The organism is Candidatus Neomarinimicrobiota bacterium (genome assembly GCA_022560655.1).
Taxonomy (GTDB): Bacteria; Fidelibacterota; Marinisomatia; order SCGC-AAA003-L08; family TS1B11; genus JADFSS01.
Genome location: JADFSS010000059.1, coordinates 1 through 13,734, shown reverse-complemented (window position 1 = coordinate 13,734; position 13,734 = coordinate 1). Strand labels below are relative to the sequence as shown.

The following is a 13,734-nucleotide window of genomic DNA, read 5'->3' as shown; positions in this document are numbered from 1 at the left end:
ACTTCTGGCGTGGGAGATGCCAATCCCACGATGCGAAGATAAACCGTCTAGCTCGCGAGGGAAACGGGGGGAGTGACGCCGGGGGGGAGGGCGCCTCCGAATCTGGACGTGGCGGCCGAGTAGTTCAACCGGTAGCAGATTTGTTGCAAGAACCGGCACAACTCACAACTTTGATTGGGCGATGGAGTTTGTGGATCGGATGCGGGTATTGGCAATCATTAAGATTTTGGTCCCTACCTCAGCAGCACCAGCTTGATGGGCTTGGTGTACTCCGCTGTCACCCCTGCCGTTGGCGATCTTGCCAGGGCTATTATCTTTTGTAACTTTACACCAGAGAGGTAATGGCATATGAGATACAACCCTGAGGTATTACGTTCTTTCGTCTGCCTTTTACTTCTCCTTTTATTTAACCCCCTTGACGCCCAGCAAATCAAATCGCTCGCTGTCCTGGATTTTGAGGCGCGGGGTATTGCCTCGCATGAGGCAGCAAGTTTGACTGATTGGCTGCGATCAGATATTGTCAAGATTAGTACAGTGCCGGTAGTTGAACGCAGGGAAATGTTGTCCATTCTTAGAGAACAAGATTTACAATTGACCGGCTGTGTTTCTGATGAGTGTGTCGTGAAAATCGGCCAGATTCTCGGTGTTTCCCACATATTAGCGGGTTCAATTGGCAGAGTGGGTTCGAGTTTTTCTATTGTTTCCCGTACCATTGATGTCGAGACGGGCAGGATTGTTGATTCAGTAAAGAGAAAATACCGTGGAAATATAGACGGCCTGTACGATGAAATGACACCTATTGCCTGGGAGCTACTTGGAAAGGGGGCTGAATACAAACGGCTACAGCGAGAACAACGTGAAGCTGCAAAACGGGCTCAATTTGGAGCAGAAAGAAGACGTAAGGCAGCTGAACGTGCAAGGTTGCAAGAACAGAAAAGAGGTGAAAGGGAACTTGCCGAGCAACAAAAAGGTAAGCAAGAAACCGTAACAACCGGAACCGATGATTTAGCCGCAGCTATCTTTAGCATAGGTGGGGCGATGGTATTATTCTCAAACAATGAAGGGGTACAGGCATTAGGTTACCTTCTGGTTATCTGGGGTGCTGTGATGGCCTTGTTTTCCTGATTTCATAGGATTATGTTATAGTTTACATTATTAACGTATTCTTACTCTTTTTCGATTTCTCAGCGGGAAAGCAATGATCAAAAACTCTATGAGTCGGCACTTAGCCAGAAGACCCCCGCTGGGTAACCCGTCTACGGTGAGCGCCCCAACCGAAGAACTCAAAACACGCAGCACGCAACTCGTCCCGAAGAAACCCTTGCGGGCTAACCCGTAACCCCGCCGCCCCTTGCCCCTCGCCTCTACCGATACATTTCCCTATATTCCGACGGAGAACACCGATAGTCCATGTCCAGCTTCTACATTACCACGCCCATTTACTACGTGAACGACAAGCCGCACCTGGGCCCCGCCCGTAGGGCCGGACTTCGGGCCGAGGGGCAGGCGACCACCACCCTATGGGCGGACGCGCTGGCGCGGTACCGGCGGGCGCTGGGTGACAAGGTGGACTATGGATGGGCTGGCGTAATCAATGACGAGGCGATTTATTAGCGGGAATATTCGCTCGTACTTGGAAAATAATCTAGACCTTGATTTCCATCCTGTCATAGGCGACAACCATATTTTTACACGGGGCGATTTTCACAACGAGTTCATCATGGAGTAAATTATTATGTCCGATATGGGATAAAACAAAACGCGTTGAGGGATATCTTTTTGCAATACTAACCACATTCATGACATCGACGTGGTCCGTGCCTCCTTCATAGCCCGGTGTATGGAAAATGGCAACATCCGATGTTTTCACCAGCCGCTTCTCGTAATCACTTAAATCCGTACCCGACATATCACTAAAATGAACCACGCGTTTATTATCTGCCATAAACACGAGTCCAAACGTGGGAACTGTATGGGAAACCTGGAAGGGTGTAACTTTGATACGACCCACTTTAATGGATTTTCTGTCCCGCAAGACATGAAACTCGCATTTTTCGTATAATTTATCCGTTATTTCAAAATTCCCAAGGACAGACATATTACCGTAAACGGGAATTCTTTCTGGCCAGTATTCAAAAGCGGTTATTCCACCCAAATGATCATAATGTTTATGAGAAAGAAATATTGCTGATATACGAAATATTCGCTCTTCATTTAGCACTACTCCGATGGAACTAGGTGTATCGAGTATAATTGTTTCTGATCCACTTGTTACGATAAAAGAAACTGTCCTGCGGCGATTCTTGCCCCCCTCCTCTCTCGCTAACGTACACCGGTCGCATTTACAACCAATGACTGGGATCCCACGGCCATCTCCCGTTCCAGCGAATTTTATCTTCATGGCAATGTCTCACTACCTGGCGAAATACAATATTTAGTACGATTAATCATGGACCAAGGTGTTCGTGGTTAGAGCGATGTGAGCTACTTGGGGCTAAATCTAAGAGACACATTTCACCCTTCCAAGGTTTAGCTGACGCCTCACAGGGAGCGTCATGCGAGTGAACGTTCCGGCTGAGCACCTGTTCTTATCCTCCAATTAGGATGGAAAGCACATGAACTGCATCTCGCCGGGGGCTGGGGATAATCCATTCGCTTTCGCCCCCTCTTCCTTCTCCCCCTCCTGACATCGAACTAGAAACTCGTAACTCGCAACCCGTAACCCCCGCCGCCCTTCCCGCTCGCCTCTACCGATACATTTCCCTATATTCCGACGGAGAACAGCGCTAGTCTATGTCCACCTTCTATATCACGACGCCCATCTACTACGTGAACGACAAGCCGCACCTGGGGCATGCCTACACCACCATCCTGGCGGACGCGCTGGCGCGCTACCGGCGGGCGCTGGGTGACGAGGTGCACCTGCTGACGGGGACCGACGAGCACGGCCTTAAAGTGCAGCAGGCGGCGCAGGAGCGGGGGTTGGAGCCGCAGGCGCACTGCGACGAGATGGTGGTGGCCTTCCAGGAGCTGTGGGCGCGGCTGCACATCTCCCACGACGACTTTATCCGCACGACGGAGCAGCGGCACAAGGTGGTGGTGCAGCGGCTGCTGACGGCCCTGCACGACAAGGGCGAGCTGTACCTGGACGAGTACGAGGGGTGGTATTCGGTGTCGGAGGAGCGCTTCATCACCGAGCGGGAGAAAGCGTCGGGGGCCTTCCGGGAAGTGGAGCAGATCAAGGAGCGCAACTGGTTCTTCCGCATGTCGGCCTACCAGCAGCGGCTCATCGACCACATTGAGGAGCACCCAAAATTTATCCGGCCCGAGACGCGGCGCAACGAGGTGCTGGGATTCCTGCGGCAGCCGCTGGGGGACCTGTGCATCTCGCGGCCCAAGTCGCGGCTGAGCTGGGGGATCGAGCTGCCGTTCGACCGGGACTACGTGAACTACGTGTGGTTCGATGCGCTGACGAACTACATCTCGGCGGTGGGCTACACGGCGGACGAGTCGCGGTTCGGGAAGTGGTGGCCGGCGGACCTCCACCTCATCGGCAAGGACATTTTGATCGCGCACACGGTGTACTGGCCGACCATGCTGATGGCGGCGGGCATCGAGCTGCCCAGGACGATATTCGCCCACGGCTGGTGGCTGATGGAAGACGAGAAGATGTCCAAGTCGCGGGGGAACGTGGTGCGGCCGCTGGACCTCATCGACCAGGTGGGGGTGGACCCGGTGCGCTACTACCTGCTGCGGGACATGGTGCTGGGTCAGGACGCCAGTTTCACGCTGGACGGGTTTCAGCGGCGCTACAACAGCGACCTGGCCAACGACCTGGGCAACCTGGTGAACCGGGTGACGAAGTTCATCCGGCGGCACTTTGAGGGGGCCATCCCGGCGGCGGAGCCGGAGTCGCCGGCCAACGAGTATGAACAGGGCTTGCGCGCAGGGGCGCTGGCGGCGGTCAAAGATGTCGAAGCGCACGTGGATACGTTGCGCCTGGACCATGCCATCGGGGCCATCATGGAGCTGGTGCGCAGCGTGAACGTGTTTTTGGAGCAGAGCCAGCCGTGGCATGCGGTGAAGACGGACAAAGCGCTGGCGGGGCGGACGCTGCACTACGCCGCCCAGGCCTCATACGTGGCGCTGCAGCTGCTGCACCCCGTGATGCCGAGCCGGGTGGCGGCCATGCTGGCGACTTTTGGGACGGAGGTGAAAGCCATCGCGGGACTGGGCTGGGGCGGTCTGAAACCGGGCACGCCATTGGGCGAGGGGGGGGCGCCATTCCCGCGGCTGGAGCTGTCGCTGCCGGAGGAGCAGTCCCCCGCTGCCGCCGAGCGGGAGGTCTCCTTGAGCGATCTGGAGCGGGCCGGTCTGCAGCTGGCGGAGGTGCTGGCCGCCGAGAAGGTGGCCGGTACGGACAAGCTATTGAAGCTGCGCATCTCGCTGGGCGACGAGGAGCGGCAGATCGTGGCGGGGATTGCCGAGCACTACGACCCGCAGGCGTTGGTGGGCCGCCGCATCGTGGTGGTGGCCAACCTGGCGCCGGTCACCATCCGGGGGGCGGAGAGCCAGGGCATGCTGCTGGCGGCGGAGGCCGGGGATGGGCACATGGTGCTGGTCACGGTGGACGGGGACGACCTGCCGCCGGGGCTGAAAATCGGCTAGCCGATCCAGGCGGCGCATGCTCATCGATACCCACGCGCACCTGTTCTACGAGCAATACGACCATCAAATGGACGCGGTGCTGGCCCGGGCTGCCGAAGCCGGTGTGGGCGCCATCATCTGCGTGGGGCTGGACCTGGAGACGAGCCGGGCGGCCATCGCGCTGGCGGAGCGCTATCCCAATATGTGGGCCACGGTGGGGGTGCACCCCCACGATGCCAAGGACGCGCCGCCCGATGCGCTGGAGCGGCTGGCGGGGCTGGCCCGGCACCCCCGGGTTGTGGCTATCGGCGAGACCGGGCTGGACTACTACCGCAACCTGAGCCCGCCGGAGGTGCAGCGCGACCTGTTCCGGGGGCAACTGGCGCTGGCGGGAGAACTGGACCTGCCGGTGGTGGTGCACAACCGGGAGGCGGATGAGGACGTGCTGGCGGAGCTGCGCAGAGCGGGGCATGCGCAGGGGGTGGTGCACTGCTTTTCCTCGGCGCCGGAGGTGGCGCGGCAGGTGTTGGAGCTGGGTTTCCACATCTCGTTTACCGGCACGGTGACCTTCGGCAAGAACCACAACGAGGCGGTGCTGCAGGAGGTGGGTCTGGAGCGGGTGATGGTGGAGACGGACTGCCCCTACCTGTCACCGGTGCCCCGGCGCGGGAAGACCAACGAGCCGGCCTACGTGGCGTACACTGCCGGGAAAATCGGCGCGATCTGCGGACTGTCGCTGGACGAAGTGGCGCGGCGGACCACGGCGACAGCGCTGGGCCTGTTCACTCGGCTGGAGCCAGTCAGTGCCTGACAGGGTGGCGGGCGCGGCGCATAAGCGCCCCTCCACTGCCGCTAGTCGCCTGAACTGGCCGCGCCCGCGCAAACGGTGGGGGCAGAACTTCCTCATCGATCCCAACCTGATCCGCAAGATCGTGGCGGCCATCGGGCCGGGGCCGGACGACCTCTTTCTGGAGATCGGGCCGGGGCACGGGGAGCTGACCCTGCCGCTGGCGGGCGCGGCGGGCGCGGTGACGGCGGTGGACATCGATCCGCTGCTGGTGGGGCCGCTGATGCAGCTGGTGCCCGGCAACGTCACCGTTATTCAGGACGACATTCTGGCGGTGGACCTGGCAGCCCTCCTGCCGGCGGGCAGCCGCATCTATGGCAGCCTGCCGTACAACATCACTTCGCCGCTGGTCTTCCGACTGCTGGCGTACCGGAACCAATGGCGGGATGCGCACGTCATCGTCCAACAGGAGGTCGGGGCGCGGCTGGCGGCAGCGCCGGGGAGCAAGGCCTACGGGCGGCTAACGGTGATGGTGCAGGCGTTTACCAGGGTGGAGACCTGTTTTGACCTGCCCGCCGAGGCGTTCCGGCCCCAGCCGAAAGTGGACTCGACCCTGATTCGCCTGACACCCGGTGACCAGCACGGGCAGATCGTGGATGAGGCCCGGTTCGAGGAGCTGGTGCGGCTGGCCTTCGGGCAACGGCGCAAGAAACTGACCAATGCGCTGAAGCCGCTGGAGGCCGGAGACCTGCTGGCGGAGCTGGGCTGGGGCGATTTGCGGGCGGAAAGGCTGTCAGTGGGGGAGTTCATCAACCTGGCGAACCGCCTCGTGGCGACTGCCGTGGGGGCGGACTGAAGACGGGATGCTCGATGTTGGATGTTGGATAGTGGGCGCTCGTGTAGGGACCCTGCCTGGGCCCAAGGGTCAGGGAAGGGTGGGGAGTGACGCGAGGAGGGGGAGCTGGATTAGATCAGGGTAGCGGCCTCACCTGAGATTGCCGACAACGGTATTTGGGCGCATAGTCAGGGATGGAGTAGGAGTCATTTTCCGATAACGGAATTTATCGGAAATTGTGCAACCTATTCTACTTCGTCGGTTGACATATCATTCTCATATTGGGCAATGAACTTGCAGAGTCCCCATCCGAGATCGGTCAGCCTTCCGTTCTGGGTTATAGTAGTTAAGCTTTCATCCTGAGGTCCTCGTGGGTGTAGGATATTTTTCTGGACCAGTTTTTCGTCGAATATGCCTACCATTTCAGCATGTCCAAGACCTGCGGAGTTTGCAATTCCACCCCGCCACCCATTCACGGAGGTTGAATGTGGAAAGAAACCTTCGGGAGGATGTGTCTGAACAAGTTGATATTCCGTTAGCATCACGAGAATTTCGCCAGAAGTCATGCTTTTACAAAGGCGCATATATTGGTATGGCAGGATGTCCTCTCGCTTTGAAGCTTCTTCGGAGGCTGCAACCAAAAACACTGCTTTAAGTGCATCAAATCTAGTCGGGTCGGGAATATCATTATCCAAGAATTCCAGAAGTTCCTGGAGACAATCCATATATTGGGGTGATTCCAAATACTTCGAATCGATTTTTCCGGTCTCAATCAACACGTCCAGTTCTTCAGACAAGGCCCCAAGTAAACCATGGGCCCTATAGCGTTGAACTAAATTACCGGCCGCTTGGATAAGTCCTTTATCTTTGATCTCGCGACCGGCTCCAGAAATCGCCTCACCCAAATTATCTATTGTACGTTTGAGCAGTGTAACCGGCCTTACCTCAATAGGAAGTTGTTCTTTCTTAGCCATAACGATATAAAGTTACGATGCTCGGTTTATGTTGCCTGCAGATTTTAGATAAACTCCCTTATCGGAAATTGAGTTGGGGTTATAACTGTAGGTATGGGATTGCCGACAAGAGTATTTGAGCGCAATTTAGGGCTGGCTGCTGATTCTCCTACTGTTGACGGGCCTGGCCCTGCTGGTCGCGGTGCAGCCGCAGTCGACCACCCTCAGCGGATTTGTGCGCGCCAGCAGCGACCATGAAAGCCGCTCCTACGTGAATGTAATCGTAGCGGGAACAAATGTTGGTGCCGCCACCAACCCGGTCCGGCACCAAATCGACGGGGCCCACACGCCGGAGCCGGTGGGTGCGCTAGCCGGCAGGATGACGGAGCTGGGGTTGAGATTGTTTCGCGGGCGACAAAGCGTTAAACTCCGAAGCTTGAATCTGGATTGCGCCAAATATTATCAGGAGGGGGCCACCCACAGCAGATGGTAGAAGTGATTGTAAAACGTGACGAGCCGCTGGAGCGGGCCTTGCGGCGCTTCAAGAAGAAATATGAAAAGGCCGGCATCCTGAAGGAGATCAAGCGCAATTCCTATTACCTCAAGCCCAGCGCCGAGAAGCGCATCAAGCGCTCCAAGGCCCGCCGGCGCATGCGCCGGGCCATGGCCTATCATCAGCGCTAGGAGCGGCCGGAACGCGGTGCCCGGAGGAGCTGCAGGGTTAAATCCAGGCTTTCAGTCTGGATTTTTTTATGCCATGATCTTTTGAAGGCGTGAGCCCACCTCAGCCGTGCCAATTTTCCCCGCCAACTTGCGTCTTCCAGGGCCTGCGAGGGGGTTTTTCGATCTAGAGGCTTCCCCACCGTGGCGTTGATGCGGTCAGTATCCGGGGTGCGGGGCGTGGTGGGGCAAGACCTTACCGCCGGAATCATCCATGCGCACGCCGAGGCCTTTGCGGCACTGCTGCCCAGTGGCCCGCTGCTGCTGGCACGGGACAGCCGTTCACACGGCCCGATGCTCATGTCGGCGGCTGCCCAGGCCCTGCGGAAAGCGGGCCGCCGCCTGCTTCTGGCCGACCTGATTCCCACCCCCACGGCTCAATTTCTGGTGACTGACCGGCGGCTGGCGGGGGCCCTGGTCCTCACGGCATCGCACAACCCCAGCGAGTACAACGGACTGAAGTTTATCGGGCCGGACGGCTGTTTCCTGGATGGGGAGCGGGCCGCGGCGTTATTTGAGCTGGCCGACCAGGCGGAGATCCCTGCAGAGCTACCGGAGAGGCCCATCCGGGGCGAGGTCATGCCCGATGCCGCCGGGCGACACATCCTGGACATCCTCAACCTGGGGTGCATCGACGTGGAGGCGATTGTACGGCGGCGCTTCCGGGTGGTGGTGGATGCGGTCAACGGCGCGGCATCGGTGGCGCTGCCGGCCCTGCTGGAGGCGCTGGGGTGCGAGGTGATCCGCCTGCACACCACACCCAACGGGGAGTTTCCGCGGGGGCCGGAACCGGTGCCGGAAAACCTGGGGGCGTTGGCTGCGGCGGTGACTGCAGGTGGCGCCCAACTGGGCCTGGCCACCGACCCCGACGCTGACCGGCTGGCGCTGGTTGACGAGACCGGCAGACCCATCGGCGAAGAACTGACGCAGGTGCTGGCCGTGGACGGCTACCTGCGGCGCACGGCCAGCCGCCAGCCGGTGACCACCAACCTCTCCTCCTCGCAGCTGCTGGAGCACGTGGCCGGACGCTACGGGGTCGAGGTCCTGCGCTCGGCCGTGGGGGAGGTGAACGTGGTGGCCATGATGCGCGCGGCCGGTGGCGAGATTGGGGGCGAAGGTAACGGCGGGGTGATCCTGGCGGCATCGCACCTGGGACGGGACGCGTTGGTGGGGGCGGCGCTGATCTTGGACCGGCTGGTGCAGGAGGAGCAAAGCCTGAGCACCATCGTGGACGGGCTGCCCCGGTTGCACCTGCTGAAAGACAAGTTAGCCATTGATGGGCACGAGATTGACCAGCTTTACAGCCTCATTACGCAGCAATATCCCGACGCTGAGCACAACACCGTGGACGGCCTGAAAGTGCAGTGGGAGGATCGCTGGGTCCACATCCGGGCGTCCAACACCGAGCCGGTCATCCGGATCTATGCCGAGGCGGCCACCGCGGAGGAGGCGCACGGGTTGATAGCCGGCGTGCGGGCGGTGGTAGCCAAAGGGGTTGCCGGGGCCGGGGCATGATCTTGGGAAACGTTATGGGCGCGGTGGTATCCACGGTGAAGTACGAGCAGCTGCAGGGGGAGAAGCTGCTGGTGGTCCAGCCGGTGGACCTGGAGGACAAGCCCGCCGGGCTGTCGTTCATTGCCCTGGACCGGGTGAGCGCGGGGAAAGGTGACAAGGTGATTGTCAATCGCGAGGGGGGGGGCACCAAAATCATGTACGGCGAGGCGCTGCCCGTGCAGGCGGTGATTGTGGCGGTGGTGGACCGTGTGCACATCGAGTACCATGACGATTGAAGCACGTCTGGACCGGCTCATCGGGCAGGTGATCACGCAGACCGTGCCTGGCGTGGAAGCCTGCGAAAGCGGGGTGTGGCAGTGCCGGCTGTGCCAGGACCGGCGCTGCTCGGAGCGTGACCCGGCGGCGGTGCGCCAGATCGTGGCTGCCGGGGCGAACCGGGTGGGTTCCATGGTGGGCATCAGGCACAAGCCGGACGTAGCCGCCATGATCGACCACACGCTGCTCAAATCGGACGCCACGGAGGAGGAGATCACCCGGCTGTGCCGGGAGGCGCGCGAGTACGGCTTTGCGTCCGTGTGCGTGAACCCGGTGTGGGTGCGGCTGTGCAAGGAGTTGCTGGTGGGCACTGCGGTGAAGGTGGCGACCGTCATCGGCTTTCCGCTGGGAGCGGTGCCCTCGCAGGCCAAGGCAGAGGAGGTGGCCCAGGCGGTGGCGGATGGCGCCGACGAACTGGATATGGTGATGAATATCGGCTTCCTCAAATCGGGGCGCATCCAGGAGGTGGAGGAGGATATCCGCCAGGTGGTGCAGGCTGCCGGCGGCCGGAAGGTAAAGGTGATCATTGAGACGGCGCTGCTGACCGACGAGGAGAAGATCAAGGCGTGCATCCTGGCCGAGCGCGCGGGCGCCCGGTATGTGAAAACTTCCACTGGTTTCAGCCAGGGCGGGGCCACGGTCCATGATATTGCCCTCATGCGCCACGTGGTGGGCGAGCGGCTGGGTGTGAAGGCCGCCGGGGGTATCCACACCGCCGAGGAAGCCCGCCAGCTGGTGGCAGCAGGCGCCAGCCGAATCGGCAGCAGCGCGAGTATCGCCATCGTGAGCAATGGGGCCGGCCAAGGAGCCGCCGCCGCTGCCTGACCCTGTCGGATAGGGCACCCTCAGGCCGCAGCCACGGGGTAAATTCCAGCCCTGATTCGTGGCAGGCTGGCAATGAGCGCACAATATCTATCGGGCATAGCGGGGTCGAACCCGCGCTCTGACTGCATCGTCCGGTACCGGCCCCGAAGCACCGGCGGCCTGAAGATTACCATCGAGTCAAAAGTGGCGGTGATGTATGGTGAGGCCATCCGTGAGCAGGCCGGCCGGACGCTGGCGGAGCTGGGCGTGGCCGCTGGCGGGCTGGAGATCGAGGACTTTGGCGCGCTGCCGTATGTGCTGCAGGCCCGCATCGAGGCCGCGGTGAAGGCGGCCCTGCCCGAGCTGGACAGGACGTCGCTGCCCGCGTTGACCGATTTCGGCCACCCACCGAGCCGCCGGGACCGCTTCCGGCGGAGCCGCCTTTACCTGCCCGGCGCCCAGCCAAAATTCATGCTCAATGCCGGCATTCACCGGCCGGATGCCATTATCCTGGACCTGGAAGATGCGGTGGGCCCGCCGGAAAAACTGTCGGCCAGGCTCATCGTGCGCAATGCCTTGCGGGTGCTGGATTTTTTCGGCGCCGAGCGGATGGTACGCATCAATCAAGGGGCGTTGGGGCGGGACGATCTGACGGCCATCGTGCCCCAGCCGGTGGACCTGATCCTGATACCCAAAGTGGAAACGGCCCACCAGGTGGTGGCGGTGGACGAGCATATCACCGCCCTGTGCCGGGCGTGCGGACGGGAGGAGCCGCCCTTTCTGATGCCCATTCTGGAGAGCGCCAAGGGCATCCTGAATGCGCAGGCCATCGCCGATGCCAGTCCCCACAACGTGGCGCTGGCCATCGGGCTGGAGGACTACAGCGCCGACCTGGGCGTGGCGCGCACCGCGGAGGGGGTGGAGTCGGCCTTTGCCCGGAGCATGGTGGTCAACGCGGCGCGGTCGGCGGGGCTGCAGGCCAGCGACTCGGTCTTCAGCGATGTGGGCGACAGGGACGGATTGTGGGCGGCCGCAACGAATGCCAAGGCGCTGGGCTTTGACGGTATGGGCGCCATCCACCCCCGGCAGATCGCGGTGATTCACGAGGCCTTCGCGCCCACCGACGAGGAGCTGGAGCAGGCCAAAACCATTGTGCTGGCCTTTGATGAGGCCGAGGCCCAGGGGCTGGGCGTGGTGTCGCTGGGGACGAAGATGATCGACGCGCCGGTGGTGCAGCGGGCGGAGCGCACCGTGGAGCTGGCGGTGGCGCTGGGCAAGTTGGCCAAGGGGTGGCGGAAAGCAGGGCCGGCCGCGTGAAGGGGCAGGTGCTGGGCGAGCGCATGGAGCTGGTGGAGAACGCGGCCGGACGTCTGGTCCCGACGGAAATTAACGGCACGCCGGCTGTCCCCTACCAGGGGGTGGGCGGGTTCCGGCCCGAGGGGCGCAAGGCATCCGCGCCTATTCGTAGCGCCGGAGACTACCCCGCCGATGGCGACAAGCGGGTGGGGTCCATCAAGGAGGCGCTACAGGAGGCGGGGCTGCGGGACGGCATGACCATCTCCTCGCACCACCACTTCCGCAACGGCGACCTGCTGATGGTGCCGGTCTTCGACGCAGCGGCGCAGCTGGGGGTGAAAAACCTGCGCTGGTTCCCATCGGCGGCCTTCCCCTGCCACGAGCCGCTGATCAAGCACTTGGAAAGTGGCGTCATCGGCTGGATCGAGGGGTCGCTGAACGGGCCACTGGGTCGCTATGCTTCCGAGGGCAAGATGAAAGGCCTGGCGGTGCTGCGCAGCCACGGCGGCCGCTGGCAGGCCGTGCAGGACGGCGAGGTGCATATCGACATTGCCGTCATCGCCGCACCCACGGCCGATGCGTTCGGCAACGCCACCGGGGACCGGGGGCCGTCCGCCTGCGGGCTGCTGGGCTTCGGGCTGGTGGATTCGATCTACGCCGACCGGTCTATCGTGGTCACCGACAACCTGGTGCCGTTTCCCTGCGTGCCGTGGCAGATCATGGGGCAGAATATCGACTACGTCGTCGAGGTGGACAAGGTGGGCGACCCGGCGAAAATCGTTTCGGGCACCACGCGGCTCACCCGCTCGCCGGACCGGCTGTACATCGCCGAACTGACCGCGAAATTTGTCCGTGCGGCAGGCATCATGCAGGACGGCTTCTCGTTTCAGGCAGGCGCTGGTGGCACGGCCCTGGCCTTCGCCACCTATCTGCGCGAAATGATGATCGCGGCAGGAGTCAAAGCCCGCTTCATCCGCGGCGGCTCCACCAAATACCTGGTCGAAATGCTCGAGGAAGGCCTCACCGATTACATCCTCGATGGGCAGACGTTTGACCTGGACGGCGTGCGTTCCATGCGCGAAAATATCAACCATATTGACACCTCGCCCTTCACCTCTTACAACTGGCACGGCAAGGGCAACTTTGCCAGCATGATTGACGCCGTTGTGCTGGGCGCTACCGAAGTAGACGTCCATTTTAACGCCAATGTGGTGACCCATTCCGATGGCGCCATGCTGCACGGTATCGGCGGTTGGCAAAACTGCCTGGCTGCAAAATGCACCATTCTGCCCATCCCCGCATTTCGCGACAGGATTCCCATCATTGTGGACAAGGTGACGACGCTGTGCGGTCCCGGCGAACTGATTGACGTCGTTATCACGGAGCGGGGCATTGCCATCAATCCGCTGCGTAAGGACCTCATTGCGGCCACAAAAAACAGCGGGCTGCCGATCAAACCAATCGAGCAGATCAAGGCGGAAGTTGATGCCCTGGTGGGTGGACCGCCGAACAAACCACACTTCACGGACGACCTGGTTGGCATCATAAAATGGGTGGACGGCACGGTGATCGATAGCGTATTTAAGGTGGCCGGAGATTGATAAATTATCAATTACCATTGACACTTAAGTGGGAGTCGAAATGAAAGCGGAAGTCCTACGAATATGGCCCGAGATTGCCTGGATAAGTGACGAGACCCTCCGCGATAAGGTCACTGACGCCTGGGTCTATGCACTGGAAAACTCGGTGCTGGGCCCCGACGATCTAGAGACGATCCCCTTCTCGCTGCTGATCAAGGATTGCGACATATCGTTTATGAACCACAAGCGCACCTGTGTGCAACTGTCGGTGGACATTGCAAA

At 60.8% G+C, this 13,734-nt stretch carries 15 protein-coding genes; 13 read left to right on the top strand and 2 right to left on the bottom strand.

Translation table 11 applies throughout. The annotated features are described in order from the left end of the window. Positions 1-348: 348 nt before the first annotated feature. A complete protein-coding gene (locus tag IH971_08820) occupies positions 349-1,125 on the top strand; it encodes a hypothetical protein (protein MCH7497940.1) in 777 nt (258 codons plus the stop codon). A 285-nt stretch (positions 1,126-1,410) separates the two neighbouring features. Then, positions 1,411-1,614 carry a class I tRNA ligase family protein gene (locus IH971_08815; GenBank protein MCH7497939.1) on the top strand — a complete coding sequence of 68 codons (204 nt, stop codon included), beginning with the start codon at positions 1,411-1,413 and terminating at the stop codon, positions 1,612-1,614. 31 nt (positions 1,615-1,645) lie between these two features. Here IH971_08815 and IH971_08810 read toward each other — a convergent pair whose 3' ends face one another. Continuing rightward, positions 1,646-2,401, bottom strand: coding sequence for an MBL fold metallo-hydrolase (locus IH971_08810; GenBank protein ID MCH7497938.1), 756 nt, complete (start codon positions 2,399-2,401; stop codon positions 1,646-1,648). Between the two features lie 392 nt (positions 2,402-2,793). Between IH971_08810 and metG the strand changes: the two genes are divergently transcribed. The 3 genes from metG to rsmA are packed head-to-tail and all read left to right on the top strand — an operon-like array spanning position 2,794 to position 6,290. Further along, positions 2,794-4,668 carry a methionine--tRNA ligase gene (gene metG / locus IH971_08805; GenBank protein ID MCH7497937.1) on the top strand — a complete coding sequence of 625 codons (1,875 nt, stop codon included), beginning with the start codon at positions 2,794-2,796 and terminating at the stop codon, positions 4,666-4,668. Positions 4,669-4,684: 16 nt separating this feature from the next. Continuing rightward, positions 4,685-5,458 carry a TatD family hydrolase gene (locus IH971_08800; GenBank protein MCH7497936.1) on the top strand — a complete coding sequence of 258 codons (774 nt, stop codon included), beginning with the start codon at positions 4,685-4,687 and terminating at the stop codon, positions 5,456-5,458. 49 nt (positions 5,459-5,507) lie between these two features. Then, on the top strand, positions 5,508-6,290 hold the full coding sequence (gene rsmA, locus IH971_08795; GenBank protein ID MCH7497935.1) for a ribosomal RNA small subunit methyltransferase A: 783 nt from the start codon (positions 5,508-5,510) through the stop codon (positions 6,288-6,290). 224 nt (positions 6,291-6,514) lie between these two features. Here the strand turns inward: rsmA and IH971_08790 are convergent, their stop codons facing one another. Beyond that, on the bottom strand, positions 6,515-7,243 hold the full coding sequence (locus tag IH971_08790) for a hypothetical protein (protein MCH7497934.1): 729 nt from the start codon (positions 7,241-7,243) through the stop codon (positions 6,515-6,517). A 154-nt stretch (positions 7,244-7,397) separates the two neighbouring features. On the opposite strand from IH971_08790, the gene IH971_08785 reads away from it, so the two are divergent. The 8 genes from IH971_08785 to IH971_08750 form a co-directional block, all read left to right on the top strand. Next, the gene (locus tag IH971_08785) at positions 7,398-7,715 is read left to right on the top strand and encodes a hypothetical protein (protein MCH7497933.1); all 318 of its coding nucleotides are present in this window, start codon (positions 7,398-7,400) and stop codon (positions 7,713-7,715) included. Further along, positions 7,709-7,906, top strand: coding sequence for a 30S ribosomal protein S21 (locus IH971_08780; GenBank protein ID MCH7497932.1), 198 nt, complete (start codon positions 7,709-7,711; stop codon positions 7,904-7,906). Before IH971_08785 ends, IH971_08780 begins: the two co-directional genes overlap by 7 nt. A 189-nt stretch (positions 7,907-8,095) precedes the next feature. Beyond that, on the top strand, positions 8,096-9,457 hold the full coding sequence (glmM, locus tag IH971_08775; GenBank protein MCH7497931.1) for a phosphoglucosamine mutase: 1,362 nt from the start codon (positions 8,096-8,098) through the stop codon (positions 9,455-9,457). A 2-nt stretch (positions 9,458-9,459) separates the two neighbouring features. Beyond that, positions 9,460-9,732 carry an ethanolamine utilization protein EutN gene (locus IH971_08770; GenBank protein ID MCH7497930.1) on the top strand — a complete coding sequence of 91 codons (273 nt, stop codon included), beginning with the start codon at positions 9,460-9,462 and terminating at the stop codon, positions 9,730-9,732. Continuing rightward, positions 9,722-10,597, top strand: coding sequence for a deoxyribose-phosphate aldolase (gene deoC / locus IH971_08765; protein MCH7497929.1), 876 nt, complete (start codon positions 9,722-9,724; stop codon positions 10,595-10,597). The genes IH971_08770 and deoC overlap by 11 nt, the downstream gene beginning before the upstream one ends. A 72-nt stretch (positions 10,598-10,669) precedes the next feature. After that, the gene (locus IH971_08760; GenBank protein ID MCH7497928.1) at positions 10,670-11,893 is read left to right on the top strand and encodes a citrate lyase ACP; all 1,224 of its coding nucleotides are present in this window, start codon (positions 10,670-10,672) and stop codon (positions 11,891-11,893) included. 23 nt (positions 11,894-11,916) lie between these two features. Next, complete coding sequence (locus IH971_08755; GenBank protein MCH7497927.1) at positions 11,917-13,473, top strand: citrate lyase subunit alpha; 1,557 nt, start codon at positions 11,917-11,919, stop codon at positions 13,471-13,473. Positions 13,474-13,513: 40 nt separating this feature from the next. Further along, positions 13,514-13,734: phosphohydrolase (locus IH971_08750; GenBank protein MCH7497926.1), on the top strand; the 221-nt coding region annotated here is incomplete at its 3' end.

Bases quoted from the DNA above. Each gene is read 5' to 3' on its own strand.
- IH971_08820 (MCH7497940.1), top strand. From the start codon at position 349: ATGAGATACAACCCTGAGGTATTACGTTCTTTCGTCTGCCTTTTACTT.
- IH971_08815 (MCH7497939.1), top strand. From the start codon at position 1,411: ATGTCCAGCTTCTACATTACCACGCCCATTTACTACGTGAACGACAAG.
- IH971_08810 (MCH7497938.1), bottom strand. From the start codon at position 2,401: ATGAAGATAAAATTCGCTGGAACGGGAGATGGCCGTGGGATCCCAGTC.
- metG (MCH7497937.1), top strand. From the start codon at position 2,794: ATGTCCACCTTCTATATCACGACGCCCATCTACTACGTGAACGACAAG.
- IH971_08800 (MCH7497936.1), top strand. From the start codon at position 4,685: ATGCTCATCGATACCCACGCGCACCTGTTCTACGAGCAATACGACCAT.
- IH971_08790 (MCH7497934.1), bottom strand. From the start codon at position 7,243: ATGGCTAAGAAAGAACAACTTCCTATTGAGGTAAGGCCGGTTACACTG.
- IH971_08780 (MCH7497932.1), top strand. From the start codon at position 7,709: ATGGTAGAAGTGATTGTAAAACGTGACGAGCCGCTGGAGCGGGCCTTG.
- glmM (MCH7497931.1), top strand. From the start codon at position 8,096: ATGCGGTCAGTATCCGGGGTGCGGGGCGTGGTGGGGCAAGACCTTACC.
- deoC (MCH7497929.1), top strand. From the start codon at position 9,722: ATGACGATTGAAGCACGTCTGGACCGGCTCATCGGGCAGGTGATCACG.
- IH971_08760 (MCH7497928.1), top strand. From the start codon at position 10,670: ATGAGCGCACAATATCTATCGGGCATAGCGGGGTCGAACCCGCGCTCT.
- IH971_08755 (MCH7497927.1), top strand. From the start codon at position 11,917: ATGGAGCTGGTGGAGAACGCGGCCGGACGTCTGGTCCCGACGGAAATT.